The following is a 25,851-nucleotide window of genomic DNA, read 5'->3' as shown; positions in this document are numbered from 1 at the left end:
GACACGATCGGGTTACCGCCGCGGTTCCTGCCTCGGCCACCCCACATCGCCATTCTTGACAGCAGCGATATTGCGGCGCCAACCGTGGCCGCGATTGATGAAATGAGAATGTCGCGGTTGATGACGTGGGAGAGCTCGTGGGCAAGCACACCTTCGAGCTCGGAGCGGCTCATCATCGACAAGATCCCTGTCGTCACCGCGACCGCTGCATGTTTGGGGTTGCGGCCAGTGGCAAACGCGTTCGGTTGTGCAGATTCGATCACGTAAATGCGGGGCATCGGAATGCTGTGCGCAGCGGCCAACGATCCGACAATGCTGTACACCTCTGGAAGTTGCTCCTGGGTGACCGGTACAGCACGCGAAGACTTGAGCGCGATCTTGTCGGAAAAGAAGTACATGCCCATGTTCAGTGCCGCGGCCACACCAAGCATCACGATGGCACCCGTTTGAGACCCGAACGCAAACCCGGCCGCAACCAGCAGCCCACCGAGAAAGGCCATCAAAGCCGTGGTCTTGAGATTGTTCAGCATCTACACAAATCCTATCCGAAATCAGCGACAACCAGACATCTCATGCGCAGAAAGCCGCGATGGCACGCACCGTCCCCGGCCGCGTTCGTTGACCTTGCTCGAGAAACAGCCGTTGCAAGCGGTACGAAATCCACGACCGGGCCCGCGACCCGTGAACAACATCGTACGATTAGCTAGTTGCCACGTGGTAGAGGGTTCGGGTTGTGGTCAATTCATGTCGCTCCACGATCCGTCCGTGAGAGGAGACATACTCCTCAAACAGGTCTCGGCTGTATGGGGCGAGGGCTGTGGTGCGGCTCGCCGAAATCCGCTGCGCCATTGGGTCGTCGCGAGAGACGAACTCGACAACCGCCTCACGGCTGAACCCGAAGATCTGTGCGACCATCTGCTCAAGCGGTATGCCGATGCCAAGACATAGGTGATGCATGACAGCAAGCCACATTGCAAAGTCGGGTTGCACGCGCTCTGTGAAGGCTGACCGTTCGATCCCACGCCAACCGAACGATGGAGTCGGGTTGGTGATGTCAACAACGAGCGGTGTCAGGTTCTTGGTGTCGGATTTCGCTAGCAACGTATACAACGCGTCGACCGTGCCCGAATCGCTATCGAGGCCGACCACAGAGTCGAAGTGCTCAGTCAAAATCATGGTGAAACGACCAACATTGGCGCCGACATCGACCGCCAGAGAGTGCGATTTCGTCGCTACTGCGGCGCTTGTCACAAACTCTGCCTTTGCCTGTGACGAAACCTCCTCGTAGGGAAGCGCCGCCTCGTAGTCAGCCCATGTGCTCGGAGCGCTCGATTCTAGAGAGGAAACAAGCTTGCGCATCTTTCTGATCGTGCGAGCAACGGCCGCTTTTGGTAACACGACCTTGGCCACATCACGGCGCTTGTCTGTGTCCATGCCCGCGGAACGTCCTTCTAGGTAGCTGCGCAGCCGAACATGCGACAGGACACCTCGATGCAACGCGGAGCGGCCACGCAAGAGTCGGTTGAGGTCCCCAATCGGGAGACCGTCTGTCTCGGAGTGCAGCACGCGGCGGAATGGGATTCCACAGAACGCCTCAAACATAAGAGGAGCGAGGAAATGATCGCAGAACTGGCCGTAGGCTGCCCAGGTCCCCTCCTCGCCGAAAACGTCAACGGACGTGACATCGACAATGACCGGAGTGACACCGCGGAAGAGCACGTTAAACGCGGACGCGTCTTTGAGAATGAACCCCTGCTCAAGACATAAGAGGTTTGCGTCGAGGGTGGTCAGTGCCGCGTCTCTCAGCATCGAAAACGACCACTCACTCGGATAGCTGACCAGCGGAACCCGGGCCGACTCAACGACCGTCGCCGACGGGACACCGGCGGGCGGGAGGACATCGTCAACGACCCAACTGTCAACAAACATGCCCTCCGAAACGAGGGTGGCCATGAGCCCACCCTTTCGCACCGAGGCATCGGATTCAGCCATGTCAGACGAAAGCCCCCGTAGTACGCGATCACCGTCATAGAAGACCCGTGACGTTGGATCCCGAAAGGACCCAGGCTCAATCATTCAGAGGACTCGGAGGCATCCGCCGGCGAATCAGGCAATTCACCCAATCCCGCACCGGTCGCACAATTGAGAAGCACACGAACGCCGTTCACCGGCGTGAGATCCCTGCGAAAGGCCTCCTCGCATCCCGGCAGCCGGTAGGCACTCAGTATCTTCATCCGCTCGTCAATCGTCGCTGGCGCCAATTCGTCTGCGGGAAGATCCACCAGGAGGTTCGAGGCGGGTCCGTGGTCGGCCGTAATCATGACTATGCCGTCGGGATGTTCGCCGAGAAAGGAGTCGAGGGCTTCGACAACTTGGCGGTTGACACATTTGACCTGGTCAACGTAGTTGCTCTGACGCTCCGCCTGCAGTTCCTCGCTTCCAACTCCCCACCTGCGGGCCTCACCGTAAGAGTGGCGTGCGCAGCCGGCGCTGAATAACATCGGCGCATGCGGCAATACCACATGCGCGAACGTAAACCGCGGGCTGCTGTTTGGGTGCGGCTCGGTCACCATTTCACCAAGAGACTGGAGCTGCTCAAGTGCCAGGCTAGTGAGCGGATCAGGAACTAGCGTCGCCATAAGGGGTGCCAAGATGGACATTCGGCCTAGATTCCATAAACCGTGTCTCGCAAGTCCGGTGCGGATACACCAATCGACGGCCGAACCACATCGCGAACCACCCCACACGTTTTCGATGTAAGCGACTTCGTATCCCGCTTCCTTGAACGCTGGAATGAGACCCACCGCTCCGGTGAGGGCTGCACGCATTTCCTTCCGTTCATCCTCAGTGACCTCTCCCAGAGAGAAGACGTAGTCAAGATTCAACATCGAGGACACGGAGCCGAACGTATACGAATAGTTGGCGGTGGCCTCCGTGGCGATGGCGAAACCACGTGACTCCAGCTCTGCAAGAAATGCGCCGTTGTCGAAATCGAAATTGTCTTCGAGCCAGTCGGCCCGACCATAGCCGTCGAGGACGAGGAGAAGCACGTCCGGCGACCCAGGCATCGCCGTCGCAATTTCGAGAGGACTCGGTGATGGAGCGACCAGCGAGAAACTGACGAGCGCCGCTGCGACGAGGGCTGCGATAGTTGCCGTTCCGACGATTATCGCAAACTGCCAATCGTGCGCAAGCCGAACCGAAATCCAAATCAGCGATCCGGCAATGGCTACTGGGATGACGTCTGCAAGGAACGAGACACCGGTCACAGCGGAGAAATTTTCCGCGGTCCCCACAAACGCGCTCCATTGGAAACTGACAACTACCACGACTGTAGTGACACCCATCGCCCACCGAATCCGGTGGCGAAACCCGTGTGAGAGCGCCGCCAGTATGACCGTGGCGTAGAACACGACAAACGTTGTCATCGTGGCGACAAGGTCGGGCCTAAACGCAAAGGGCCAATCTGCCCCTGTCCACCACAAAGCAGGCACGAATACCGAAGCGACGAGTGGCACAATCCACAGGATGAGAGGTTTCCGCCGATCGGCGTCTACGGACTGATCCAAGGGCTGGGTCACCAGGATACCTCGGGCTCCGTGAACGTTACAAAAGCCGACCGCGACCAGTAACGCCTACGAAGATTGACGAAAGGCGGGGTCATGAGGTTGTTCATCATCCAAGGCACCTATCGGGATACGGCCGTGATCAGACGGTCGCCGAACACTAGCTCTCGGGTAATTGACGGTCTTTCCAGCCACACACTGAAGGGCCGTGCCGGCAGCCGGTGCGACTTCCTGTCCGTCGCAGGCTCCTGCGGACCACTACACACTCACCCGCGGATCCTCAGGTGCCGTTGAAGTTTTCGCTGATGAACGAACCAAGATTCCTCGCGGGACTAGCGGCCGCGGCGAGAACGATGCCGATGTGTGCGAGCGTCCGGCCGGGGTCTTGCGACAGCTCACCGCACCGTCGTGACACCGCGACGGATGGCCGCGCGTTAAGGTTTCACGATGTACATTTCACCAACTCCGGAGTCCATTGCTGAGCTCATGCAGCGAGGTTTAACCGGCCCAGTGACCATGCTGAATCTGCTGCGCTTTCGCAAGCAGGCGAACTACAGCGAGAACCCCGAGTTGACTCCCGACGAGCCGATCTCGGGGGCGGCGGCATATCAGATCTACATGGAACACGTCGGCCCTCTTTTTGCCGCCGCCGGTGGCGAAGTGATTTTGAGCGGTTCCGCAGGAGCGCTGTTGATCGGACCGCAGGACGCACGCTGGGATCAGGTGCTGATCGCTCGGTATCCTGACCTTGGAGCGTTTGTTGCAATGACACAGGACCGTCAGTATCACGACAAGGCAGGTCATCGCACCGCCGCGCTCGAGGACTCGCGACTACTCCCGATAGTGGCCGACTGACGCTATCGGACCGCGTAACTACGCAGCATCTCAAAACTGTAGATTCCGGTGCCGTGCTGATCCGGCGAAAACGTGAACCCGAGGGCGTAGGTTCCAACGAGCACCGTCGACTCAATACGTGCTGCACCGTAGTCACGTGTTTCGCCACCCTCGGATGTGAGAGTCCGGCAGCCCGCACAGGGACAGCACGCTCGCAACTCGGCAGCCGTCATAGATGTCGTCGCGCCGTCCTCCCAGTCGATCCTGAGAAGTTCGCCAGCGGAAACCTCGATCTTGCGCGGTTCTGGAATTTCACTCATCGCATCACGTTAGGCCTGTTGCTGAGGAGCTTTAACGTCGTCCGAAGGACTTTTAACGTCGTCCGCAGGACTTTTAACGTCGTCCGCAGGACCTTTAACGTCCTGCCCAGCGGACAATCAGCACGCGAAAATCACCTAGACCGCGAGGGTGTAACACTGTCTCAACATCTAGCCTCTCTGAGCGGAGACGCATCTGAAGCATGACATCGCGAGCGCGAGCTGCTTCGAGCTCTTCTCTGCGAAGTCGCGACATAACATCGCGCAATCCCCACCTGGTCAAGAAATCATCCTGACGAATCAACTCGCACGTCGCGCCCACATCAACGGCCGCGAGTTGAAGTGCGGAGAAGTCGACATCAACGGTGATGTCTGATTTACCCGGCTCGTCGAAAGGGTGTGGCCCAAGGTGGTGTCCTCGGTAGGTACGCAATGTTCCTGACGTTCGCCGGGTTGCTAACTCCTCGGTCGTCCCCCCGTAGTCGAATATGATCGCCGTGCCGGATTCCGTGTCCTCGATGAGATGTTGCAGCCATTGTGCAGCTTCGATCTGCACCTCGGCCTGGGACCCGACTTCGATCGCACCCGCGTGTCGATCAGCCCATTCGCGCACCGCGTCCCGCGGAGCCTCGTAGACAAATCCGAAATCAGTACCGGACCACCCGACAAGCTGCTCAACCCACCCGTCCTCTGTGCGCACGACAAGGGCAACCGGAATGTTGTCGATCAGCTCGTTGGCAATGGTGATCCGATGTGAGGCGCTCGGAAGCTGATCGAGATTTCCGACCACACGATCGCCGCTAAGCGTTCCAGACAATGCGTCGCGAGCAACTGCGCTCCTCTCGACTGCATACGCGTCGCGGTGGCGGGTCTCTTCGAGCAAGGCAGACAACAACGAACCAGAGCCGGCGGCGACCTCGACAACCTGTGTATCACCAGGCGAGAGCTTCATCTCGTCATCCACAAATCGTCCGACGGCGCGGCCGAAGTGGGCAGTCAGCTCCGGGCTGGTGAGGAAGTCGCCGCCGTAAGACGATCGAACATCGTCTGCCGCTGCAAAGAATCCTTCATCGGGGTCGTAGAGGCACATTGCCTGATAGATCTCAAAAGGGATCGGTCCCTCCGTCTCGATACGGGCAACAATCCGCTGCTTGAGGGTCACGAGGTGCCCAACTGACCGCTAGAGGACCACACGACGACAGTTAGGCCGAGCCGCCGAGATCAGCACCTACAAGCCGCTCACGAGGCTGCTCGCAAGATCGGACATGTTGGTGATGACGTTTGGAAGCACTCCGAACAGGATCGTTGCAACAAAGGTAATCCCGAGTGCGAGGGCGAGTGGCGGCGCGACTTTGGTCGGGTTCTTCATTTCCGGTGAGATCGTGTCAGGCGGCGAATCAAACCAGGCGCTCTTGACAACGCCGCCGTAGTAGGCGAAAGCGACCACGGCGTTGATCGCGGCTATCACGGCAAGCGCTAGACCCCACGACGACCCCGGCCCGATTGCGCTGTTGAACATGGCAAGCTTGGCGAACCACCCACCAAGTGGCGGAAGACCAGCAAGACTGATGAAGAACACTGCAAGCAGCCCTGCTAAGCCCGGCGCATAGGCACCAAGACCAGCGAGGTCCTTGATATCGCCAGACTTGATCCGATCCGATATAGCTATCACTGTCGCAAACGCACCGAGGTTCATCGCTGCATAGATCAACACATACGTGACGGTCGCAAAGAAGGCTCGCTCAAGATCCTCGGGACCGATATCGGCGCCCACCAACGCACCAAACGGCACCAGCATGAATCCGCCTTGGGCTATCGACGAGTACCCCAGCATGCGCACGATGTTGGTCTGTTTCACCGCGACCACGTTTCCGATAATCATCGAAGACACAGCCAGTATCCAGATCAACGCCGCCCAGGTTCCGCGTGCCGTGCCAAACGCGATGTAACTAATAGTGAGAAGGCCAACAAACCCGGCTGTCTTCGACCCGACGGAAAGGTACGCCGTCACCGGCGTCGGGGCGCCCTCATACGTATCGGGAGTCCAGAAGTGGAACGGGGCTGCCGAGACCTTGAAAGCGAACCCGAGCACCGTGAACAAGATCCCGATCGTAAGAAGCGGTGTCTCGCCAACTACTGCAATCGACGCGGCTACGTCAACAAACCTCAGTTCACCGGTCGCACCGTAGACCAACGATATGCCGAACAGGAGGATCGCGGCCGAGATGACCCCGATGATGAAGTACTTCAGGGCGGCCTCATTCGAGCGGGCGTCGCCCTTGCGCCAACCCGCCATCAGGAACGTCGGTGCGGTGACCAGCTCGAGGCCAACAAACATCGAGATGAAGTCCCGGCTCGAGGCCATCACGACTGCACCGAGCACAGACGAGAGCAGCAAGAAGTAATACTCCCCCTGCCAGAACTGACCGCTCTCGATGTACCCGACTGACAGCAGCAAAACGATAACCGCGACAACAAGAAACAGACCTTTGAGAACGAGTGAAAAAGAATCCACGACGTACGCATCGGAGAACATCGACCGTGTGCCGGTTGACTCGCAGAAGCTCAATGAAGAGCAGAAGTGCAGTGTGAGTAACGGCACAATCGCGGCCGACGTCCCCAAGAGACCAACCACGGCTGTCCAGTATTTGTCCACCGGCAACAAGTCCACCACCAAGACCAACATCACAGTGCTGGCGAGGATGATCTCGGGGAGAAGTGCGTGGTAGTCGAGGTTCACGTCCTAGCCTCCAAAGGCGTTCTTGACTAGTTCGACTACAGCGTCGTTCGTAGCGCCCGTAACGATGCGCGGATACACCCCGATGACAATGATGGAGACGACAAGGGGTACCCATGCAAGCAACTCCCACTTGTCGACGTCATGTAAATCGACGTCGTCCCAGGATTCGCGCGGCTCCCCAAAGTTGACCTTCTGCAACATCCACAGTAGATACCCGGCGGTGAGCACGGTGCCGACGGCGCCGATCACCATGAGAGTGCGGAACAGACCCGCGTCGAGCGCGGCGTTCGGGTTGAAAGCGGAAAGCAGCGCCATGAACTCCCCCCAGAAGCCGGCAAGCCCGGGCAGACCGAGCGACGCCATTGCGGACAGCGCAAGTATCGCACCCATTATCGGCATCAGCGTTTGGTTGCCGCCAAGACGAGACATTTCACGTGTGTGGTAACGGTGGCTCATCGAACCGGCTACGAAGAACATGAGGCCGGTGATGACACCGTGGGCAACCATCCCGATAATCGCGGCGTTTATTCCGATGGAGGTCATCGTGGCAATGCCGAGCATCACAAATCCCATGTGCCCGACCGAGGAGAAGGCGATTAGGCGCTTCATGTCGGTCTGAGCAAGACACGCAAGCGATGCGTAGATGATGCCGATCACCGCAAGTATCCCGATCGCTGGAGCCCAGTTGAGTGCCTCACGGGGAAGGATCGGAATGCTGATACGGATGAACGCATACGTGCCAAGTTTCAGCATGACGGCTGCGAGCAACACCGATCCGACGGTCGGCGCAGCGGTGTGGGCATCGGGCAACCATGTGTGGAACGGAAACATCGGCACCTTGACAGCAAACCCAAGTGCGAGCGCTGCAAACACCCAGAAGCCGAAGGAACCGGTGAACAGGTCGCCGCGGGAGGCAAGCTCGATCATGTCGAAGGTGCGCTCTTCTCCGCCTGAACCCGACCTGAAGTACAACGCTATGAACCCGAGCAACATGAACGCAGACCCGAACAGCGTGAACAGGAAGAACTTGATCGACGCGTACAGTCGCATCTCGGTGACCTTGCCGATCACCGGAATACGCACCTCGTTACGGTCTCCCCAGATCCCGATCATGAAGTACATCGGCAACAGCACAATCTCGAAGAACACGAAGAATAAGATGAGGTCGAGCGCTGCAAAGGTCCCGGTCATGCCGGTGGCAAGCAGCAGGATCAGCATCGAGAATATCTTCGGGTTGCGCGGCTCGGGCCAGTGGTTCCACGAGTACAAGAGGGCAAGCACCGTGATGAACGTCGAGAGCAAGATCATCGGCAGTGAAATGCCGTCAACACCGACGTGATAATTCGATCCGATTGCCGAAATCCACTCTTGGTTCGTGCCGAATTGGATCGTCTCGCTCGCCCCGTAGTCAAAGCGAATCGCCAACACGACCGAGAGGCCAAACGTGACGAACGCGAAAGCCAGCGCGGTAACTTTTAGCAGTTGTTCTTGCGCCTTTGGCACTAGAAGAACTGCCACGGCTCCGACCAGCGGTAAGAAGACGATGAGGCTAAGCCCCCAGCCGTTGTCAAACCAACCCATGTTCTACGTTCCTCCTGTCAAAAGACAATAAATCCGGCGACGAGGACAACAGTCCCCGCGAAAATCAACACCGCGTATTGCTGCACCCGACCCGACTGGAGCCGACGCAGAACGTCGCCTCCACCACCGGTGGCGGCCGCCGAAGCAAGGATCGCACCGTCGAGGCCACTCTGATCAAACTTGTACACATACTTCCCGACATACATGGCGAGGAACCCTGCACCGTTCACGACCAGGTCTATGACGTGGCCGTTAAACCAGTCAACTGCGCGAGCGATCGGCCCACGGATGGGACGGATGATGCCATCCATATACAGGTCGTCGATGTAGTACTTGTGTTCCAGAAGCGGGTACAGCACCGGAATCCGGAACGTATCACGCGCCTCTTGAGTGTCAGCGTCTTTGGACCACAACCGGTAGCCGAGGAGGATTCCACCGAGACCGGCCGCAAGTCCGAGCGCTGCCATGGAGAAGTTGATCTCGGTTGCGTGAATGTCACCCATTAGCGTGAACCGTGCCGCGGTGAGTCTTGTGAACACCGATGTGCTGCCTGGGATGTTGATGAGACCTACAACGATCGCGAACCCAGCAAGAACGACGAGTGGCGTTGTCATCATCCTCGGAGATTCGTGAGGGTGTCCGGCACCCTTGTACTCGCCGTAAAAGGTCAGGTAGATGGCGCGGGTCATATAGAAGGCCGTTATGAACGCGCCGCCGATGGCGAGGTAGAGCGCAAAGTTCGCCGCAGCACCACTCGCCTCACCGAGCGACACCAAGATCTCGTCCTTTGACCAAAACCCGGCAAGCGGGAAGATCCCAGCAAGCGCGATCGAACCGATCACGAACGTCTTGAAGGTTGTCGGCATGTACTTGCGCAACCCACCCATGTCGGTCATTTCGTTTGAATGCACCGAGTGAATCACCGAGCCTGCGGCGAGGAACAGCAGGGCCTTGAAGAAGGCGTGGGTAAACAGGTGGAACAGCGCCGCGGTGTAGGCCCCGGCACCCATTGCCGCGATCATGTATCCAAGTTGGCTCAACGTTGAATAGGCCAACACCTTTTTCAGGTCGGTTTGCACCAACGCAATCAGTCCGGTGAGGAACAGTGTGAGAGCGCCGACGATCATGATGATCGGCCGCACGTCTACCGCAAAACCTTCAACGAAGTACAAGGGAAACAATCGGGCGATCAAGTAGATGCCAGCGGTCACCATGGTCGCGGCGTGCATAAGCGCCGATACCGGCGTCGGGCCGGCCATAGCGTCCGGCAGCCATACATGCAGCGGAAACTGCGCTGATTTGCCCATCGCCGCAATGAAGAGCGCCAGTCCCCCGAGAAACGCAAACTTCTTCAACACGTCGTTGTCGCCGCTCGACACCTGCGCAAGGATGTCAGAAAAACGGAACGACCCGGCTGACATACCGATGATGATGGCTCCGAGGATCAACCCAACGTCGGCAACCTTGTTGACAAGGAAGGCCTTGATAGCAGCAGACGAGTTGGCGTGATCTTCCCAGTAGTGCCCGATCAGTAGGTACGACGCAACGCCGACAAGTTCCCATCCGACGATGAGCTGGATGAGGTTCGGCGCCGAGACCAGAACCAGCATCCCGCCGACAAACAGTGTGAACGACGCAAAGAACCAGGTATACCGGATGTCGTCGTCCATGTAGGACTTTGCGTAGATAAAGACGAGAGAGCCAACAACACCGACCACGAAATACATCATGGTCGAGAGGCCGTCGACCACCCATCCCCACTCTATATCGACCGGTCCGAACTCACCGATCGAGATGGCACCTTCGAACGTGATGCCCTGATTCAGCGACATGACCACCAAAATAATTCCGTACAGGCCGACGAAACCCATGGCCCCCATCGCCAATTCCCAACCCTTGTGTGGCAGCCGTTTGCCGAAGAAGGCAATAGCAAACGCTGCGACCAAAGGAACGACCGGGATCAGCCAAGCGGCAGAAGCGAGCAACCCGCCGTTGCCGTATTGCAGGGCCTCACCACCGCCGTGTTCCTCGGTTGCAAGGATCAGCGGCGCAGCGTAGGCAGCGAGGGCCTGGAGCGCGGGCATCACAGCTTCATCAGATCGAGTTCGTCGACGTTTGCGGATGCGCGATTTCTGAAGATCAGCAGGATGATCGCCAGCCCGATCCCGACCTCCGCGGCAGCGATGGCGATGATGAACAACGCGAAGATCTGGCCACTCGCAAGCTCGTCTGCAAGCGCCCGGTCGAATACAACAAAGTTGATGTTCACCGCCGCGAGAAGCAGTTCAACGGACAAGAGCACCATCACGGCGTTTCTACGAGACAGCACCCCGTAAACACCTAACGCAAAGATGGCGGCAGCAAGAATGAGGAACTGGTTGATGATCAATCGGACATCTCGGTGGGATCCTGACGAGCGAGCACGATGCCCCCGATCAGAGCAGCGAGCAGCAAGAATGACATGACCTCAAAAGGGATCACATAGTTGGTGAACATAGACGCGCCGATGTCCGCCGTGCGGGTGGGTCCAGGACCGGTGGGGATCTCGGAAGCGCCGAACGCATCGATCATCGACCAGCTAATCAGCCCGAACAACGACCCCGCGACGATCGCCGCAGTAACTCTTACAGTCGTTGGGTGGCTGAGGTCCGTCTCGTACCCAAGCGGCGCCCTGGTGATCATGATGCCGAAAAGGAATAGCACGATGACAGCGCCGATGTTGACCAATACCAGTGTCCATCCGACAAACTCTGCCCCCAGGAGGAGGAAGAGTCCCGCCAAGCCCGCCGTCGCGATTACCAGGCCAATGGCAGCGTGGACGACATTGCGACTCTGCACCACCAGGTACGACCCGGCGAGCAGGCTGAGCGCCAACACCGTGAAGAACCAGTTCTCTAGGTTGCCGATCCATTCGCTAAAGCTCATGAGGGCTCCAAAGCGGGTGGTGTCGGAACGGTATCGAGCCACTCAGTGAGTTTGTCTTTGTCGTGCAGTAGATCAGAGATCTTCAGCTCGGAATACTCAAACTCGGGTGTCCAGAACAGCGCATCAAACGGGCAAACCTCGACGCAAATGCCGCAGTACATGCACAACGCGTAGTCAATATCGAAACGATCCAACTTGGCGCGAGTCTTGACACGACCACCCGGCTTGTCAGGCTGAATGTCTTCCTTGTGGGCCTCGATGTAGATACACCAATCGGGGCACTCTCTGGCACACAACATGCAGCTCGTACAAGCGTCAGTGTCGAGCGCAATGACACCCCGAGCACGCTCGACCGGACGCTCCTTAACCAACGGGTAATGGACCGTCGGTGTGCGTGTGAACAACGTATGCAGCGTGACCCCCATGCCGGTGAAGATGCCCTTCAGAGGAAAACCCATTTTCTCTTTCGGCGCTGCACCGTTGACGGTTCCGCTGTTTGTGCTGTCGGTAGCCATCAGAATACCACCTTGAAAGTTGCTGTTATCACGATGTTGGCAAGAGCGGCCGGGATCATCCACTTCCAAGCAAGTATTTGCAGCTGGTCCTCACGGAGCCTCGGCAATGTCCATCGCAGCCAGATCATCACAAATGCCAAGACCAACACTTTTGATATGAAGATCACCGGCCCAAGGACCTCGATTGTCGACAGGGGCAGACCAGGGACGTAGTAACCACCCAGATAGAACGCGGTCGCGAGGGCGCTCATCGAGAGGATGCCGGCATATTCGGCAAGGAAGAACATCGCAAAACGCATCGACGAGTACTCGGTAACAAATCCCATGGTCAGCTCTGACTCGGCGATTGGTAAGTCGAACGGGATCCTGTTGAGCTCAGCAAGGGATGCGACCATAAAGATCGCAAATCCGACGATCTGGCCAGACAACACGTACGGTAGAACAACATCGAGGCCCCCGACCGAAAACGCCGGGTTCGCCTGCGCTTCAATGATGCCCGAAATTGATACCGTTTCGGCCTGAATAACTACTGCAACAACCGCGAGAACAAGCGGTAACTCATAGGCGATCAACTGAGCGGCCGCCCGAAGGCCACCGATGAGCGAGTATTTGTTGTTCGACGACCAGCCGGCCATCAACACACCGAGCGTTGTCAAAGACGAGATCGCCAAGGCGTAGAACGCGCCAAGGTCGAGGTCGCGGGCGACAAACCGCGGCGAGATTGGGAGCACAACGAATACGCCGATAGTTCCCATCAAGACAATGTACGGTGCCATTTTGTAGACACGTACGTCGGCGCCGTCGGGGACGAGGTCCTCTTTTTGCATGAACTTGAGGGCATCGGCGATCGGCTGTGCCCACCCGTAGCGACCTCCGGCAAAATACGGTCCGACGCGGTTTTGCATGTGCGCGCCGATTTTGAGCTCCGCGAAAATCACAACGACCGCACCACCAAGCATAAGTCCGAGCACAGCGAGCACCTTGACTGTGAGCAGCACCCCAAAACTCATCGATCGACATCTCCAAGAACGAAATCGAGGCTGCCGAGAATCGCCACGAGGTCGGGCAATAGGGCGCCGTGCATAAGGTCCGGGAGTACCGACAAGTTGGAGAACGACGCCGTCCGAATCTTCAGCCGGTACGGGATCTGCCCTCCCTCGGACACTAGGTAGTAACCCATTTCACCTTTGGGGTTTTCACCACGGACGTAGATCTCGCCTTTCGGAACCTTCAAAATGCGCGGCACCTTGGCCCGCAGTTCACCGCCGGGGAGGTCGCCGACAGCCTGTTCGATGATCTTCAAGCTCTCGCGAATCTCGGCCATGCGCACGAGGTGGCGCGAATAGCAGTCTCCGGCTTGTTGGGTGGGGATTTCAAAGTCGAACTTGTCGTAGGGCAGGTAGTTCTCATGTTTGCGTACATCGAAATCGATGCCCGAGGCGCGAGCGTTTGGTCCGGAGATCCCGTACGCATGCACCTGCTCCTGAGAGATGAATCCGATACCTTGGGTGCGGGCCTTGAACACTTCGTTCCCCGTGACCAAATTGTCGAGCGTGTCGCAGGTGCCCCTGATGAGTTTGACCATGTCGCGGGTCTCGTTGATGAAACCTGCGGGCAGATCCTGGCTTTGCTTCTTGGTGATCTTGCCACCGCCATACACCGGCCTGACACCACCGACTCGGTTGAAGTTCGGATGGAACCGTCCGCCGGTCACGCTCTCCAGCAGCCCAAGCAGATACTCACGGTCTCGGACCGCATACATGAGCGGGGTGGATGCACCAAGTTCAAGCGGGAACGATGACATGAACAAAAGGTGAGCGGAAATTCGGGTCATTTCGGTGAGGATGACCCTGATGTACTGCGCCCGCGGCGGCACCTCGATCTCCATGAGACGTTCAATTGCAACAACAAACGGGATTTCGTTTGCGTACCCGGCCGTCCAGTCGATCCGGTTGATGAGCGTCATGATCTGGGCGTAGCTGCGCACTTCCGCGAGCTTCTCGTATCCCCGGTGCATGTACCCAATGACCGGTTCTATCGACGAGATACGTTCACCGTCGACCTTGGCAATGAGTCGCAGCACTCCGTGCGTTGACGGATGTTGCGGTCCAATGTTCAGAGTCATCCCCGGAGTCTCAAGTTCGACAGAGACCGCAGCGTCGGATATCTGGATGGTGCCTCCCTGCTCGAGCGGGCTCATTGCGCAGCTCCAGGGTCGGCTTCAACGTTCGACGTGGACGGCTTGTCCTCGACGTCGACAGTCCCGGGCCACGGTTTGATCTCGCGCGTGAGCAGGGGAAAGCTCTTGCGAAGCGGATGCCCTTCGAACTCGTCAGGGAGGTACAACTTCTTGAGGTCGCCATGGCCGACGAAGTCGATACCGAACATTTCGGCCGCCTCACGCTCATGCCACGACGCACCGCCGAATATCGCGGTGAGCGTCTGCACAGACGCGTCATCCTTGGGTAGGTCCGTGACCAGATGGACGGCGTCGGCACTGGTCGTTGTGGACAGGCGGCAAATCAACTCGTAACGCTCGTCGACGGTGTCGGCCTGCACGCCATCTCCGACCTCGACTTCGTTGGCCCAGTCGATCGCTGACAGAAACGAAAAGAAATCCATACCGGCGTCGACCGCCTTCTGTACAGCCACGACCCAGTCGGATCGCTCGACACGAAGGCGCACAGTCCCGTTATCAGCCGACCAATCGGTGGCTCCGACAGCATCGGCCATCGCAGCGGCGAACTCGGCGAGCGGTTCGTTCTGGGTGGTTTCCTCGGCGGCGTCAGACGGGCTGTCGGTCACGCTCGCTCCACTTTTCGCGCATATTCTCGTTGCGGATCTTCTTCTGCAACACGACGATGCCTTCCATCAGAGCCTCGGGCCGGGGAGGGCACCCCGGGATGTACACGTCGACCGGAATCACCTGGTCGACACCCTTCGTGACCGAATAGGAGTCCCAGTAGGGCCCCCCGCAGTTCGAACACGAACCCATCGAGATGACGTACTTCGGATCTGGCATCTGCTCCCACAGGCGGCGGATTGCCGGAGCCATCTTGTCGGTGACGGTGCCGGCGACAACCATGAGGTCGGCCTGACGGGGGGAGGCGGGCAACGGGATGATGCCAAGGCGCATGAAATCATACCGAGGGGCGGAAGCTGCCATCATTTCGACCGCACAGCACGCCAGTCCGAACTGGAAGAAATACAACGAATACGCGCGCGACCAGTTGAGGAGCCACGAGACCGGCTTCGGCATGTCAAACTTGTCGACTATTCCCACGTGAGCACTCCCTTGCGTATTGCATACACAAGCCCCAGCACAAGAATCGCGATGAAGATCAACATCTCGATGAGGATAAAGACGCCAAGGCCGGCATTCGCGAAGCTTTCAAGCTGCACAGCCCAGGGGAAAATGAAGACTGCTTCGACATCGAAGATGAGAAACAACAACGCAAAGATGTAATACCGGACGTGAGACTGGCTCCACCCGGATCCGACCGGTTCGATTCCGCACTCGTACACCTGGCTTTTGAGGGCGGTCGGGTTATGCGGTTGGAGCATTTTTGCCATGATGACACCGCCACCGACAACAATGGCACCAACAATCAGGAAAACAGCAACAGTGACGTAGTCCCCGAAGTAGCTTGACACTCTCTCTTATCCTTCATTTCCGCCGTGAACATGCCGGAAGGTCGCCCTCGAGGTGCGAGTATAGGTAGCGAAGCGGACGGCCCAAAGTCAGCCAGGATCCACGCGTCTAGCGTTTCCTCTGAGGCAGCGTCGATACCGTCGCTCCATTGCCACCAAGGAGGGCCAGTGGTCGAAACCAAGCCAACTCATGTGCTCACCACACCTCGCTACGACGGAGCGAGCCTCCCCAATCTTGTGGCCACAGTCGAAGAGCGTCTCGTCGGCAGCTCTCCACACAAGACGTTGGAACCCGGCATTGCAGACCTCATCCCGCATGGCGAAACGTACGTGCTGGTCGTCATCGATGGACTCGGAGTGCGCCAGCTCGATCATCCCGACGCGCAAGACATCCGATCCCATCAAGTCGCGACTCTCGACGCACCGTTTCCGACGACGACAACTGTGAGCCTGGCATGTATCGCAACCGCACAACCACCCAGCCAACATGGCCTGCTCGCCTACACGCTCCATCTGCCCGAGCACGATACGGTCGTCAACACAATCCGATGGACAACTCTGTGGGGAGAGGCAACAAAGCTTGACACCGACGACTTCCTACCGGCACCAAACACTTGGGAGCGTCTCAAGGCCGGGGGCGTTGAAGCGATCACGGTGCAACCGGCCAACTTCGAGGGATCGAGCCTTACGCGACTGCTGTACCGGGGCTGTCGATTCGAGCCAGCCCATTCAGAACAAGAGATCGTCAATGCAACCGTCGAGCTTGCCGCGCAACCGGGTCGGCTGATCGTGACGTACATCCCCCATGTCGACTTCGCTGCCCACCTGTACGGCCAGCAGCATGAAAAGTATGCGGAGGCGATCACGACCGTTTCGACCATCTGGTCACGGCTATCAGAACGGCTGGCGGACAACGTGACGCTCGTTGGGACTGCAGACCACGGACATGTCGACTTTCCTCGCGAACAACGTTTCAAAATTGACCGCGCCGACCACGAGGGTCGAGTTCTCTTTGGGGACAGCCGGGTGATGATGGTCAAGGGCGACGGGGCCGCGATGGCAGAGGGTCTTCCAGCTACATGGGTCCCGATCGATGAGATGGTGCACATGTGGGGTCCTGCTCCACACCATACGTCGTTCGCCGAGCGAATCCCCGACGGTGCTCTTGTCGCAGAAGATGGCTGGGTACTGCTCCACCGACACGCCGACGACAGGATGCTGGGAAACCATGGCGGCACAACTCCTGAAGAGATGCACATCCCGCTGCTAGTGAGACGCGCCCGCTAGCTTTCGGCGACAATTCGGTCTAGCTCTGGTTGCATCCTCGACGCCACCGCTCCCCATGTGAACTCCTGTTCCACGAGCCGTCGACCTGCGGTACCCATGTCAACCAGCAGCTCGCGATCAGCGTCCAGTGCAGAAATCGCCGCGACGATCTCATCGATACTGGACACGACGTATCCGGTGCTGCCCTCGCGGACCGTCTCGGGCGAACCCCCTGAGTCACCCGCAATCACCACGAGCCCGGTCGAAGCAGCCTCAAGGAACACCAGACCCAGGCCCTCTACCTCGAGTCCGCCCCAGCGGCTCTTGCACGGCATGCAGAAAACATCCATCTCGCCGTACAGCTCGGGAAGGCGCTGCCACGGAACGTCGACCTCTACCCGGATCGAGACTGGTGAAGACGCCGCGGCTTTGCGGATCACCGCCTCTTGGCGACCCCGGCCGACGAGCAAGAGGTTGACAGTGATTCCCTGATCGAACAGCCGCTCGGCCGCCTTGATGAGGCGTAGCTGGCCCTTTCTCGGGACGAACCGCGCTACGCACCCAACGGTAATCGGTCCTTTTGGCACGCCACGATGGATGGCCGAAAAACCGTCGGGATCTACACCTCCGCCGATGTACGAGGCCGTTCGACCGGTCAGTCGCTGCAAGCGCTGTTGGGTGAATTCCGAGACCGCAAACAACGCATCAGCGGACTTCAGGGGCCGGCGCAATAGCTGTCGCGTAATCGGAAAAGCAGCGGGAACGGTGATCTCGGCGCCGTGGCACAACACGGCGTACGGCACCCCAAGCTCCTCTCGTAACACCGGCCCCAGCCATGCAAGGGGATGTGGCGCGCCGAAGAGGATCACGTCGGGACGAAAGTCGACCGCCTGGGCAACAATCCACCGCTTAACGGCCCGTGTCGGCCACATGAAAGCCTTCCCGAACCGATGGACAGAAGGCTCGTCCGCCGCCAGCGGATCGGCCGGAGCGAGAACCCGAACGTCGTGTGGCATGGCATCGAGAAGGTTGACAAGGTATTGCTGGATGCCTCCGGGTTTCGGTGGGTAGTCATTGGTGACGACAAGAAGCCGCATGGGTCTACCTCAGGTGTGGTGCGCAGTTCCACGAGGCTAGCTGGGTGCCCCGCGGTGTGTATATGAATCGGGCGTATGCGGTGTTTCCAAGAATCGCGAGACGCCGACGTTCTGCGTATCCATGCCCGAGAACACCGAGCGCAAAAGCCCGAGTGGCACCACCATGAGAGACCACAGCAACGCTTTCACCAACATGGTCGTGCGCGATCTGGTCAACAGCAACCGTGACACGCTTTTGCACATCGGCGAACGTTTCGCCGGTGCCACCGCGAGGGATGTCGTGATTTTGGTTTCGGAGCAAGTCCCATTCGTCGGGGAATTGAGCGGCGATGTCAACCGACCGCATATTCTGCCACGCCCCAAAATCGAGCTCTTGAACGTCGTCGACGATGCGTAGCTCGTCCGCCTCCGTCACCAACTGCTTTGCAGTGGCACGCGCCCGACCGAGCGGAGATGAGTACACAGCATCGAGCCGCAACCCCAGCTCACCCAGACGACGCGCCTGTTCGTGTCCCTCGGGCGAGAGCACACCATCGCTCTGACCCTGCCAGTGGCCCATAAGGTTCGATTCAGTTTCGCCGTGACGCACAAGCACAATCTGCGAATCTCCCTCACGAACAGACGGCACGAGGGGATCGAGGTGGCCGGTGTCGTTGTACGACGAGATTTCGGTGTGACCATCGTCGAAGATGACTCTGGTGACACCGGTGTTCGCCTGGATGCCAAGACTCCCCTGTTTCGGGTTGCCAAAAATGGATGATGCAAACATCAACAACGCCAATGCGTGGCTCACGACAAGCACTCGATCACCGTCCGATGCTGCGCCGACGATGTCGTCAAACGCCGCCTTAGTTCGGTGGGCTACATCGGTGAGGAACTCGTCATCGAGCAAAACGTTTTCACCGCTCATCAAAGCAAAGTACTTTTGTGGCTCTAGCGCCGCTATCTCCTTGTACCCCATCCCCTCCCATTCGCCAACGCTTGGCTCGCGCCACCTATCGTCGATCTCGAAGCCGTCACCATAAATTGCGCGTGCGGTCGCCTTGGTCCGGCCAAGCGGGGACACGATGACCCGGTCAAACGTCTCTCCAGAGAGCCACTTTCGGAGACGAGCGACCTGATCGGCACCGGCTAGCGAAAAGTCAGAATCGGCTTGCCCCTGCCAGATGCCCGCAGCGTTGGCCTCAGTTTGTGCGTGCCTGACAAGCACGATTTCGACATCCACAGTTGTCCCTCCGGCCAAGCGTTTGACGAAGACTAGGCCACCGCTCGCGGCACGGCTGCGATCGTGACAGCGCAGTTGCCACAGCTAGAATCGTTGCATGTTCAATGTTCTGCTTGCTTCCGCGCACCAGGGAGCCGAAGAGCCGATCGGCGGGGGCGTCGTCTGGGTGCTCGGGGCGGCGATAGTCCTCGGGTTGTACGCACTCATCCGACGGACCCAACGCAGGGCCGAGACCCAGTACTGGGAACGCAAAGACCGTGATGAAAAAGCCCGCCGCGACGACCCCGACATGCGCCCGCTGGACGACTAGCCGACCGCCCCTCGCGCGCTTCGACTCGCTAACCCACGAACGCCGAGGCGAAGATCAGCGACACGATCGTCATGACCTTGATGACGATGTTCATTGCGGGACCCGCCGTGTCCTTGAAGGGGTCACCCACAGTGTCACCCACAACGGCCGCCTTGTGGGACTCCGAACCCTTGCCGCCGTGGGCGCCGGCTTCGATAAACTTCTTGGCGTTGTCCCACGCACCACCGGCGTTCGACATAAATATTGCGAGCAAGAACCCTGTCAGGAGGGCGCCGGCTAGGAGACCGCCTAGTGCTTTGACCGAGATGAATCCGGTCACGATCGGCAATGCAACGGCAAGCGAGCCGGGGATAATCATTTCGCGCAGTGCGGCCTTCGTTGAAATGTCCACGCAACGTGCGCTGTCGGGACGTACGCCCTCTTTGCCCTCGCGCAACCCTGGAATTTCGCGGAACTGGCGACGTACTTCTTCGATCATCTCAAACGCAGCCCTACCGACCGCTTTGATCGTCATCGAAGCAAATAGGAACGGGAACATCCCGCCGATGAACAACCCGATCATTACCTCAATGTCGAGGATGTCGAGAACCGGCAGGTTGTCGCGTCCAACTGCCTCACGGAAAGTGAAGAACAGAGCAAGCGAGGTGACGGCGGCGGAAGCGATTGCGAATCCCTTTGCCACCGCGGCGGTCGTGTTACCGAGCGAGTCGAGGGCGTCGGTCGTCTCGCGAACCTCGGCGGGCAACCCAGCCATCTCGGCGATTCCACCGGCGTTGTCAGCGATTGGCCCATATGCGTCGACCGACACCGTGATACCGAGCGTCGCCAATACCCCGATTGCGGCGATGGCAATACCGTAAATACCCGAGTTTTCGAAGGTGAATGCAGCTTCGCCACCGGCGTAGGCGACACCCATGCCCGCAGCGACGACGATCACCGAGTACGCAGCGGACCGCATCCCGTCCGCAATACCGGCGAGCACCACCGTGGCAGCCCCCGTTTCAGACTGTTTGGCGATTCCCTTGACAACCCGGTAGTGGTCGGAAGTGAATACCTCTGATATTTGCCCGATTGCAAGACCGATAACCAAACCCGTAACAACCGAACCAAACAGCCCCCATACGTTCTCAACTTCAGTGAGACCGTCGAACAGCAACGGGGTGAGAATTGCGACAACCCCAACGGTGAGTCCTGCTGCGACCCACGTTCCCTTGTGCAGGGCCGATGCCAGACTTCCCTTGCCCGGCTTCACGAAGAACGACCCGATGATCGAAGCACCCATCCCGATAGTTGCGATCAGCAGTGGGTACATGAACGTTGCCAGCCGGAAGCCATCCGTCGCGGCTGAGAACGCAAACGAAGCGAATACGATCGGGGCGACCAGCGCCCCGATGTATGACTCGAAGAGGTCGGCGCCCATACCGGCAACATCGCCGACGTTGTCCCCAACGTTGTCCGCAATAACCGCTGGATTACGGGGGTCGTCCTCGGGGATGCCTGCCTCGACCTTGCCGACGAGGTCGGCGGCGACGTCGGCGGCCTTTGTGAAGATTCCACCACCAACGCGGGAAAACAATGCAATCGTCGAAGCACCAAGGCCGATGGCGGTGATGACGCTAAACGATGCGTCGAGTTCAAGGATGACTTCAAAAAACCAGTAGCCGAAGGAAAAACCGAAAAGACCAAGACCGGCCACGGTGAAACCCATGACTGCGCCACCGCGGAACGCGAGCGGCAGAGCCTTGTTGATTCCACCTTCCAACGCGGCTTGTGCGGTGCGGGCGTTTGCAGCCGTTGCGACACGCATGCCAATGAACCCGGCAAGGGCTGACAACGCCGCACCGAAGATGTAAGCGATCGCACCCCACGGCCGACCCCAGTCGAGCAACACAAATATCAGGACTGCCATCACCGCGACGAAGCCTGTGACCGCCGTGTACTCACGCCGGAGGAACGTCATTGCGCCCTCACGGATGTCTTGCATGAGTTCGACCATCCGGTCGTTGCCGGGGTCTGCAGCGTTCACTTCTCTGGCGAATATTGCGGCCAACACCAGTGCGCCGACACCAGCGGCCATCGACAGGTAAAGCCAAATCAGCGGATCCACAGATCACTCCCATGTACGGTTAGACAGATTGTGCGGGACCCTTGGAAATCTATTCAGCTACCGCTAGCGGTGCCGCAACCGGGCCACAGTCGTGAGGGATCGTAGATGACGAAAGTCAGCCTGTCGCATCGCTGTTACGTCGGATGCGGGCGAGAGTTATCGAAACGATGACAAGACCTATCCCGAGCACTCCCGGGATGGGCGCCCAGCGCTCCTGCAATTTGACCGGCGGTCTCAGCAGGGTGAGTTCGGCCACCTCGAGATAACTCTCGCCACCACGATCGGGATCGTGGTGTTTCCATTCACCGACAAGTCGCACCACCGGCCCCCGTACTCGATATCCGCCCGGGTTGGGGATCCCTTCGAGGAGCGCCGCGGGCACCCTGACTCCGATACCGATGTTTGACCCACCGGACCCGCCCTGCACGGTCGGATCGTCAACGTATATGTCATCGTTGAGTTGCGTCCATATCGTGCCGTCCGACCGCTGGCCGTAGTCGCCGATTAACTCGCCCTCGACGACGATTGGACCCGCGTAAGCTGCAGAGTCGTCGATGATGTCGACGACGCGGGTCGCGTCGCCCTGAGCAAAAGCAACCCCTCCGCCAGACATCAGCAATGCAAGGCCGACGATCGTTGCTCGCATCATTTGCCGCGCACCCAGGAAACGAAGAACCCAAGCAGGGCGAATATCGCGACAAACTCAAGCCGACCGAGCCACATCTGAACGATGTAGGTGACCTTGAGCAACGCAGGCATCGGCACGTCTGTTATCCCGACGGATAAACCGACGGATGCCCCGGCCGACACCGACTCAAACAACGCGGCCTGCAGTGGATAGCCGTACATCAGCGCGACTCCCGTACCCATCATGAAAAGCGCAACATAAAGCAACGACACTGACATTGCGGACTGGGCTAGCTCTGCCGTCAGTTGCTTTCGTCCACCCTGCCAATAGGACGTCCGCGCGACTGCACCCTCAGCGAGCAAAACCTGTTTGATCTGGTTGCCGATCGCTCGAACGGTGAGACCGACCCTGAGCGCCTTGACCCCTCCCGAGGTCGACGACCCCATCCCGCCCAGCGCCATGGCAAGCACTATGCCACCGAACGCAAGACCACCCCACGAGGCAAGCTCAGCCGTCGACACCGTGGTAAAGCCCGTACCGGTATGGGCAGAAACCACCTGGAACATGCCCTGGCGCCCGAGTCCGAACACGGTCGTATACACCCCTGTAGCTGCAAGGCCGGCCATCGTGAGGATCATTGTGAGGCCGAGGCTCGTGAGGATCGTGCGGGTCTCAAGATTCACCATGACCGACCGTCGTTTTCCCCGCCAAAGGGCGAAATGCACACCGAACGACATTGCACCGGCGATCATCAGCACCGCGGTTGTGGCTTCAAATATTGCGGAGTGGTAGTAGCCGATGCTCGTCGACTGTGGAGTGAAGCCACCGGTATCAAAGCCCGCAAAGAAGATCATCAGCCCGTGAAACAGAGACCGAGTTGGTGTGAAACCGAGCACGCGCCATCCAACAAAGCCGAGCGCCGCAACACCGGCGACCAAGTGCACAAGACTGACCGCCCAAATGAAACGAGCCGTCGACCGCACCGACGGCAGAATCTTCTCATCCCGCGCCTCGCCGTAATACAGGGTCAGGTTTCCGCGCCCGGCAAAGAGGACGAGCGCAGCAATGATGATGCCCTGCCCGCCAAGGAAGTGCAGCAGATGTCTCCAGAAGTTCAGAGAGGTCGCAAGATGGTCTAGGTCCTGCACGAGCGACAACCCCGTCGTCGACAGCCCCGACATAGCATCGAAATACGCGTCCAGCGGGGAGGCGAAGTGACCGGACAGCATGAAAGGAATCGAACCGATGAGCGGGACTAAGAGCCAAGTCAGCGCAACGACGACCATGCCGTGACTCCACGCCAGGCGGTCGATCTCACCGCGATACGGTAACCGCAAACCAAGCTGGCCCAGGATGAGGAACAAGCCGATCATCAGCAAGAACGATGACAGGGGATACCATTCCTGCGACAGCACAGCCCATGCTGCGGGAACAAATCCAGCCACGCCGACGACGGTGAACACTCTTCCGAGGTTGTGTCCTATGGCCTCGAAGTCGCGACGGACGGGCCTGATTAGCACGGCACGACCTACCGAGGCCTATATGATCTCGAAGACAAGTTTCCGACCTCGGCCACTAGACGACCACCGCCACGATGATCGCAGCGGCGACTAGACCGAATATCACGATCGCGAGGACGACAAGGAACTCCAGACCAAACGTCGTCAAACCGCCGCGTGCGTCGTCAAGAATCCCGCGGTGACGGCGAAACTCGGGCTCTTCGCTCACGGTAGGTCATCCCCAGCATGAGTGATGGCATGGTGCAAGTCTCTTTCTAGCGAGACCTGGGTCACGGCGGTGATCCGGTCCCCCGGCCGCAGCCGCGTGTCGGCTCGGGGCAGCGAGACAACACCTCTCGAGACGACCGTCACGAAAATCGAAGGCTGCGGAAACGTCAGCTCTGATAGGGGTACGTAGGGAAACCCTTCGGGGATTTCGATCTCGCAAAGCGAAAGCTGTCCCTCACCGATGAGAGCAATACGACTCAGGTCTGGTACTTCGACCTCTTGCGTTATGACCTTCACCATAAGATCTGTGACGGCAACGACCGGTAGGTCGAGGGCTTCGAACGTCGGTCGGTTGGTTGGGTTGTTCAACCTTGCAATGGTGCGCTTGGCACCCAATGTCTTTGCGAGCTGGCATGCAACCAGGTTCACCTCGTCGAGACCGGTGACGGCCAACACCCAGTCGGCCCGTTCAACGTCGGCGGATCGCAGCATCTCAACGTCGGTGCCGTCACCGTGGAACACCAGCACATCCGCCGAGTCGGATATGTCCCGGGCTCGACGCTCGGTGTCCTCGATCACGGTGACGACGTGGCCAGCGTCGCTGAGGCTGCGGGCCAGATAGGACCCGACTTTGCCCCCTCCGATTAGGAGAATTCTCACAGCGACGCCTTGCGTTCTTTGAGAAGACGCCGAACGCGTCTGCGAACGCCGGCCTTGGCGGCGACAGCGATAAGGTCATGAGGACGCAATTCGTAGTCGTCGCTCGGTATCGTCGTCTTCCCGGCCCGTCGAACGGCGGCTACCCGGAGCGCCCCGTCAATTTCTAGGTCTTCAACAGTGAGACCGACGACCCCGTCGTTGAGCACGATGTCGACGATTTCGACATCGCCGTCGGGAAACGAAATGTGGTGATGGAATTCATTCTCGACGATCTGCTCGAGCATCACCCTCGCGGTGAGCTGCGCGCCAGCAACGTATTGGACGTCGAGCGCTTGGTAAGCATCGGCACGCTGCGGATCATCGAGCCGAGCGATCGTGTTTTCGACCCGGAACACTTTCTTGGCAAGCTGTACCGACATCAGGTTGGCATTGTCAGAGCTGGTGACTGCAATGAACGCGTCGGCGGATTCAATGCCAGCGTCTTTGAGGATGCCGACATCGTACGCTCGGCCGTCGTGTGTGGTTCCGTCGAATGTGGACCCGAGCCGTTTGAACACACCCGGGCGGTCGTCGATGACTGAGACATCGTGGCCAAGATCGGCCAATGAACGAGCCAGATTCGATCCAACTCGGCCGCATCCGGCTATCACAACTCGCACAGGGTCTCCTTGTCCGAACCGATGTTACGCCCTTTCACCACAC

General features: G+C 58.9%; 27 protein-coding genes. 3 read left to right on the top strand and 24 right to left on the bottom strand.

Annotated features, from left to right (window positions below; all coding sequences use genetic code 11):
* The 3 genes from IIC71_02380 to IIC71_02370 form a co-directional block, all read right to left on the bottom strand.
* Positions 1–530: M48 family metalloprotease (locus tag IIC71_02380; protein ID MCH7668044.1), on the bottom strand; the 530-nt coding region annotated here is incomplete at its 3' end.
* 169 nt (positions 531–699) lie between these two features.
* A complete protein-coding gene (locus tag IIC71_02375; protein MCH7668043.1) occupies positions 700–1,992 on the bottom strand; it encodes a methyltransferase in 1,293 nt (430 codons plus the stop codon).
* An 80-nt stretch (positions 1,993–2,072) separates the two neighbouring features.
* A complete protein-coding gene (locus IIC71_02370; protein MCH7668042.1) occupies positions 2,073–3,581 on the bottom strand; it encodes a sulfatase-like hydrolase/transferase in 1,509 nt (502 codons plus the stop codon).
* A gap of 432 nt (positions 3,582–4,013) precedes the next feature.
* Between IIC71_02370 and IIC71_02365 the strand changes: the two genes are divergently transcribed.
* Positions 4,014–4,421, top strand: coding sequence for a DUF1330 domain-containing protein (locus tag IIC71_02365; GenBank protein MCH7668041.1), 408 nt, complete (start codon positions 4,014–4,016; stop codon positions 4,419–4,421).
* A gap of 2 nt (positions 4,422–4,423) precedes the next feature.
* Here IIC71_02365 and IIC71_02360 read toward each other — a convergent pair whose 3' ends face one another.
* The 13 genes from IIC71_02360 to IIC71_02300 all read right to left on the bottom strand — a co-directional run bounded on the left by IIC71_02360 (position 4,424) and on the right by IIC71_02300 (position 16,051).
* On the bottom strand, positions 4,424–4,720 hold the full coding sequence (locus tag IIC71_02360; protein ID MCH7668040.1) for a DUF971 domain-containing protein: 297 nt from the start codon (positions 4,718–4,720) through the stop codon (positions 4,424–4,426).
* Positions 4,721–4,814: 94 nt separating this feature from the next.
* Positions 4,815–5,879: an SAM-dependent methyltransferase gene (locus IIC71_02355; GenBank protein MCH7668039.1), complete on the bottom strand. Its 1,065-nt coding sequence runs from the start codon at positions 5,877–5,879 to the stop codon at positions 4,815–4,817.
* 66 nt (positions 5,880–5,945) lie between these two features.
* Positions 5,946–7,457: an NADH-quinone oxidoreductase subunit N gene (locus IIC71_02350; GenBank protein MCH7668038.1), complete on the bottom strand. Its 1,512-nt coding sequence runs from the start codon at positions 7,455–7,457 to the stop codon at positions 5,946–5,948.
* A 3-nt stretch (positions 7,458–7,460) separates the two neighbouring features.
* A complete protein-coding gene (locus tag IIC71_02345; GenBank protein ID MCH7668037.1) occupies positions 7,461–9,038 on the bottom strand; it encodes an NADH-quinone oxidoreductase subunit M in 1,578 nt (525 codons plus the stop codon).
* A gap of 17 nt (positions 9,039–9,055) precedes the next feature.
* Complete coding sequence (gene nuoL / locus IIC71_02340) at positions 9,056–11,122, bottom strand: NADH-quinone oxidoreductase subunit L (GenBank protein ID MCH7668036.1); 2,067 nt, start codon at positions 11,120–11,122, stop codon at positions 9,056–9,058.
* A complete protein-coding gene (nuoK, locus tag IIC71_02335) occupies positions 11,122–11,427 on the bottom strand; it encodes an NADH-quinone oxidoreductase subunit NuoK (GenBank protein ID MCH7668035.1) in 306 nt (101 codons plus the stop codon). The genes nuoL and nuoK overlap by 1 nt, the downstream gene beginning before the upstream one ends.
* Positions 11,424–11,963: an NADH-quinone oxidoreductase subunit J gene (locus IIC71_02330; protein MCH7668034.1), complete on the bottom strand. Its 540-nt coding sequence runs from the start codon at positions 11,961–11,963 to the stop codon at positions 11,424–11,426. The genes nuoK and IIC71_02330 overlap by 4 nt, the downstream gene beginning before the upstream one ends.
* Complete coding sequence (locus IIC71_02325) at positions 11,960–12,421, bottom strand: NADH-quinone oxidoreductase subunit I (GenBank protein ID MCH7668033.1); 462 nt, start codon at positions 12,419–12,421, stop codon at positions 11,960–11,962. Before IIC71_02325 ends, IIC71_02330 begins: the two co-directional genes overlap by 4 nt.
* Before the next feature lie 56 nt (positions 12,422–12,477).
* On the bottom strand, positions 12,478–13,488 hold the full coding sequence (locus IIC71_02320; protein ID MCH7668032.1) for an NADH-quinone oxidoreductase subunit H: 1,011 nt from the start codon (positions 13,486–13,488) through the stop codon (positions 12,478–12,480).
* Complete coding sequence (locus IIC71_02315; GenBank protein MCH7668031.1) at positions 13,485–14,678, bottom strand: NADH-quinone oxidoreductase subunit D; 1,194 nt, start codon at positions 14,676–14,678, stop codon at positions 13,485–13,487. The genes IIC71_02320 and IIC71_02315 overlap by 4 nt, the downstream gene beginning before the upstream one ends.
* Positions 14,675–15,283: an NADH-quinone oxidoreductase subunit C gene (locus IIC71_02310; GenBank protein MCH7668030.1), complete on the bottom strand. Its 609-nt coding sequence runs from the start codon at positions 15,281–15,283 to the stop codon at positions 14,675–14,677. Before IIC71_02310 ends, IIC71_02315 begins: the two co-directional genes overlap by 4 nt.
* A complete protein-coding gene (locus tag IIC71_02305; protein ID MCH7668029.1) occupies positions 15,264–15,737 on the bottom strand; it encodes an NADH-quinone oxidoreductase subunit B in 474 nt (157 codons plus the stop codon). Before IIC71_02305 ends, IIC71_02310 begins: the two co-directional genes overlap by 20 nt.
* 14 nt (positions 15,738–15,751) lie before the next feature.
* On the bottom strand, positions 15,752–16,051 hold the full coding sequence (locus IIC71_02300; protein MCH7668028.1) for an NADH-quinone oxidoreductase subunit A: 300 nt from the start codon (positions 16,049–16,051) through the stop codon (positions 15,752–15,754).
* Positions 16,052–16,297: 246 nt separating this feature from the next.
* On the opposite strand from IIC71_02300, the gene IIC71_02295 reads away from it, so the two are divergent.
* The gene (locus tag IIC71_02295; GenBank protein ID MCH7668027.1) at positions 16,298–17,416 is read left to right on the top strand and encodes an alkaline phosphatase family protein; all 1,119 of its coding nucleotides are present in this window, start codon (positions 16,298–16,300) and stop codon (positions 17,414–17,416) included.
* On the opposite strand, the gene IIC71_02290 is transcribed toward IIC71_02295, so the two are convergent.
* Both IIC71_02290 and IIC71_02285 read right to left on the bottom strand, forming a co-directional pair.
* A complete protein-coding gene (locus IIC71_02290) occupies positions 17,413–18,492 on the bottom strand; it encodes a glycosyltransferase family 4 protein (GenBank protein MCH7668026.1) in 1,080 nt (359 codons plus the stop codon). The genes IIC71_02295 and IIC71_02290 overlap by 4 nt on opposite strands.
* Before the next feature lie 4 nt (positions 18,493–18,496).
* The gene (locus tag IIC71_02285) at positions 18,497–19,717 is read right to left on the bottom strand and encodes a histidine phosphatase family protein (GenBank protein MCH7668025.1); all 1,221 of its coding nucleotides are present in this window, start codon (positions 19,715–19,717) and stop codon (positions 18,497–18,499) included.
* 97 nt (positions 19,718–19,814) lie between these two features.
* Between IIC71_02285 and IIC71_02280 the strand changes: the two genes are divergently transcribed.
* A complete protein-coding gene (locus tag IIC71_02280) occupies positions 19,815–20,027 on the top strand; it encodes a hypothetical protein (protein ID MCH7668024.1) in 213 nt (70 codons plus the stop codon).
* A gap of 28 nt (positions 20,028–20,055) precedes the next feature.
* Here IIC71_02280 and IIC71_02275 read toward each other — a convergent pair whose 3' ends face one another.
* The 6 genes from IIC71_02275 to IIC71_02250 form a co-directional block, all read right to left on the bottom strand.
* Positions 20,056–22,104, bottom strand: a complete 2,049-nt coding sequence (locus IIC71_02275) for a sodium-translocating pyrophosphatase (protein ID MCH7668023.1) — start codon at positions 22,102–22,104, stop codon at positions 20,056–20,058.
* A 145-nt stretch (positions 22,105–22,249) separates the two neighbouring features.
* On the bottom strand, positions 22,250–22,783 hold the full coding sequence (locus IIC71_02270; GenBank protein ID MCH7668022.1) for a hypothetical protein: 534 nt from the start codon (positions 22,781–22,783) through the stop codon (positions 22,250–22,252).
* On the bottom strand, positions 22,780–24,282 hold the full coding sequence (locus IIC71_02265; GenBank protein MCH7668021.1) for a TrkH family potassium uptake protein: 1,503 nt from the start codon (positions 24,280–24,282) through the stop codon (positions 22,780–22,782). The genes IIC71_02270 and IIC71_02265 overlap by 4 nt, the downstream gene beginning before the upstream one ends.
* A 55-nt stretch (positions 24,283–24,337) precedes the next feature.
* A complete protein-coding gene (locus tag IIC71_02260) occupies positions 24,338–24,490 on the bottom strand; it encodes a hypothetical protein (GenBank protein MCH7668020.1) in 153 nt (50 codons plus the stop codon).
* The gene (locus IIC71_02255; GenBank protein ID MCH7668019.1) at positions 24,487–25,149 is read right to left on the bottom strand and encodes an NAD-binding protein; all 663 of its coding nucleotides are present in this window, start codon (positions 25,147–25,149) and stop codon (positions 24,487–24,489) included. The genes IIC71_02260 and IIC71_02255 overlap by 4 nt, the downstream gene beginning before the upstream one ends.
* The gene (locus IIC71_02250) at positions 25,146–25,808 is read right to left on the bottom strand and encodes an NAD-binding protein (GenBank protein MCH7668018.1); all 663 of its coding nucleotides are present in this window, start codon (positions 25,806–25,808) and stop codon (positions 25,146–25,148) included. Before IIC71_02250 ends, IIC71_02255 begins: the two co-directional genes overlap by 4 nt.
* Between the last annotated feature and the right edge of the window lie 43 nt (positions 25,809–25,851).

The organism is Acidobacteriota bacterium (genome assembly GCA_022562055.1).
Classification (GTDB): Bacteria; Actinomycetota; Acidimicrobiia; order Spongiisociales; family UBA5794; genus BMS3BBIN02.
Note: the sequence above shows the minus strand (reverse complement) of the source record. Positions and strands in the feature narration are given on the sequence as shown.

Bases quoted from the DNA above. Each gene is read 5' to 3' on its own strand.
- IIC71_02305 (MCH7668029.1), bottom strand. From the start codon at position 15,737: ATGCCGAAGCCGGTCTCGTGGCTCCTCAACTGGTCGCGCGCGTATTCG.
- IIC71_02365 (MCH7668041.1), top strand. From the start codon at position 4,014: ATGTACATTTCACCAACTCCGGAGTCCATTGCTGAGCTCATGCAGCGA.
- IIC71_02275 (MCH7668023.1), bottom strand. From the start codon at position 22,104: ATGGCCGCTGGTGTCGGCGCACTGGTGTTGGCCGCAATATTCGCCAGA.
- IIC71_02290 (MCH7668026.1), bottom strand. From the start codon at position 18,492: ATGCGGCTTCTTGTCGTCACCAATGACTACCCACCGAAACCCGGAGGC.
- IIC71_02300 (MCH7668028.1), bottom strand. From the start codon at position 16,051: ATGGCAAAAATGCTCCAACCGCATAACCCGACCGCCCTCAAAAGCCAG.
- IIC71_02270 (MCH7668022.1), bottom strand. From the start codon at position 22,783: ATGATGCGAGCAACGATCGTCGGCCTTGCATTGCTGATGTCTGGCGGA.
- IIC71_02360 (MCH7668040.1), bottom strand. From the start codon at position 4,720: ATGAGTGAAATTCCAGAACCGCGCAAGATCGAGGTTTCCGCTGGCGAA.
- IIC71_02325 (MCH7668033.1), bottom strand. From the start codon at position 12,421: ATGGGTTTTCCTCTGAAGGGCATCTTCACCGGCATGGGGGTCACGCTG.
- IIC71_02375 (MCH7668043.1), bottom strand. From the start codon at position 1,992: ATGGCTGAATCCGATGCCTCGGTGCGAAAGGGTGGGCTCATGGCCACC.
- IIC71_02315 (MCH7668031.1), bottom strand. From the start codon at position 14,678: ATGAGCCCGCTCGAGCAGGGAGGCACCATCCAGATATCCGACGCTGCG.
- nuoL (MCH7668036.1), bottom strand. From the start codon at position 11,122: ATGCCCGCGCTCCAGGCCCTCGCTGCCTACGCTGCGCCGCTGATCCTT.
- IIC71_02345 (MCH7668037.1), bottom strand. From the start codon at position 9,038: ATGGGTTGGTTTGACAACGGCTGGGGGCTTAGCCTCATCGTCTTCTTA.
- IIC71_02320 (MCH7668032.1), bottom strand. From the start codon at position 13,488: ATGAGTTTTGGGGTGCTGCTCACAGTCAAGGTGCTCGCTGTGCTCGGA.
- IIC71_02330 (MCH7668034.1), bottom strand. From the start codon at position 11,963: ATGAGCTTTAGCGAATGGATCGGCAACCTAGAGAACTGGTTCTTCACG.
- IIC71_02280 (MCH7668024.1), top strand. From the start codon at position 19,815: ATGTTCAATGTTCTGCTTGCTTCCGCGCACCAGGGAGCCGAAGAGCCG.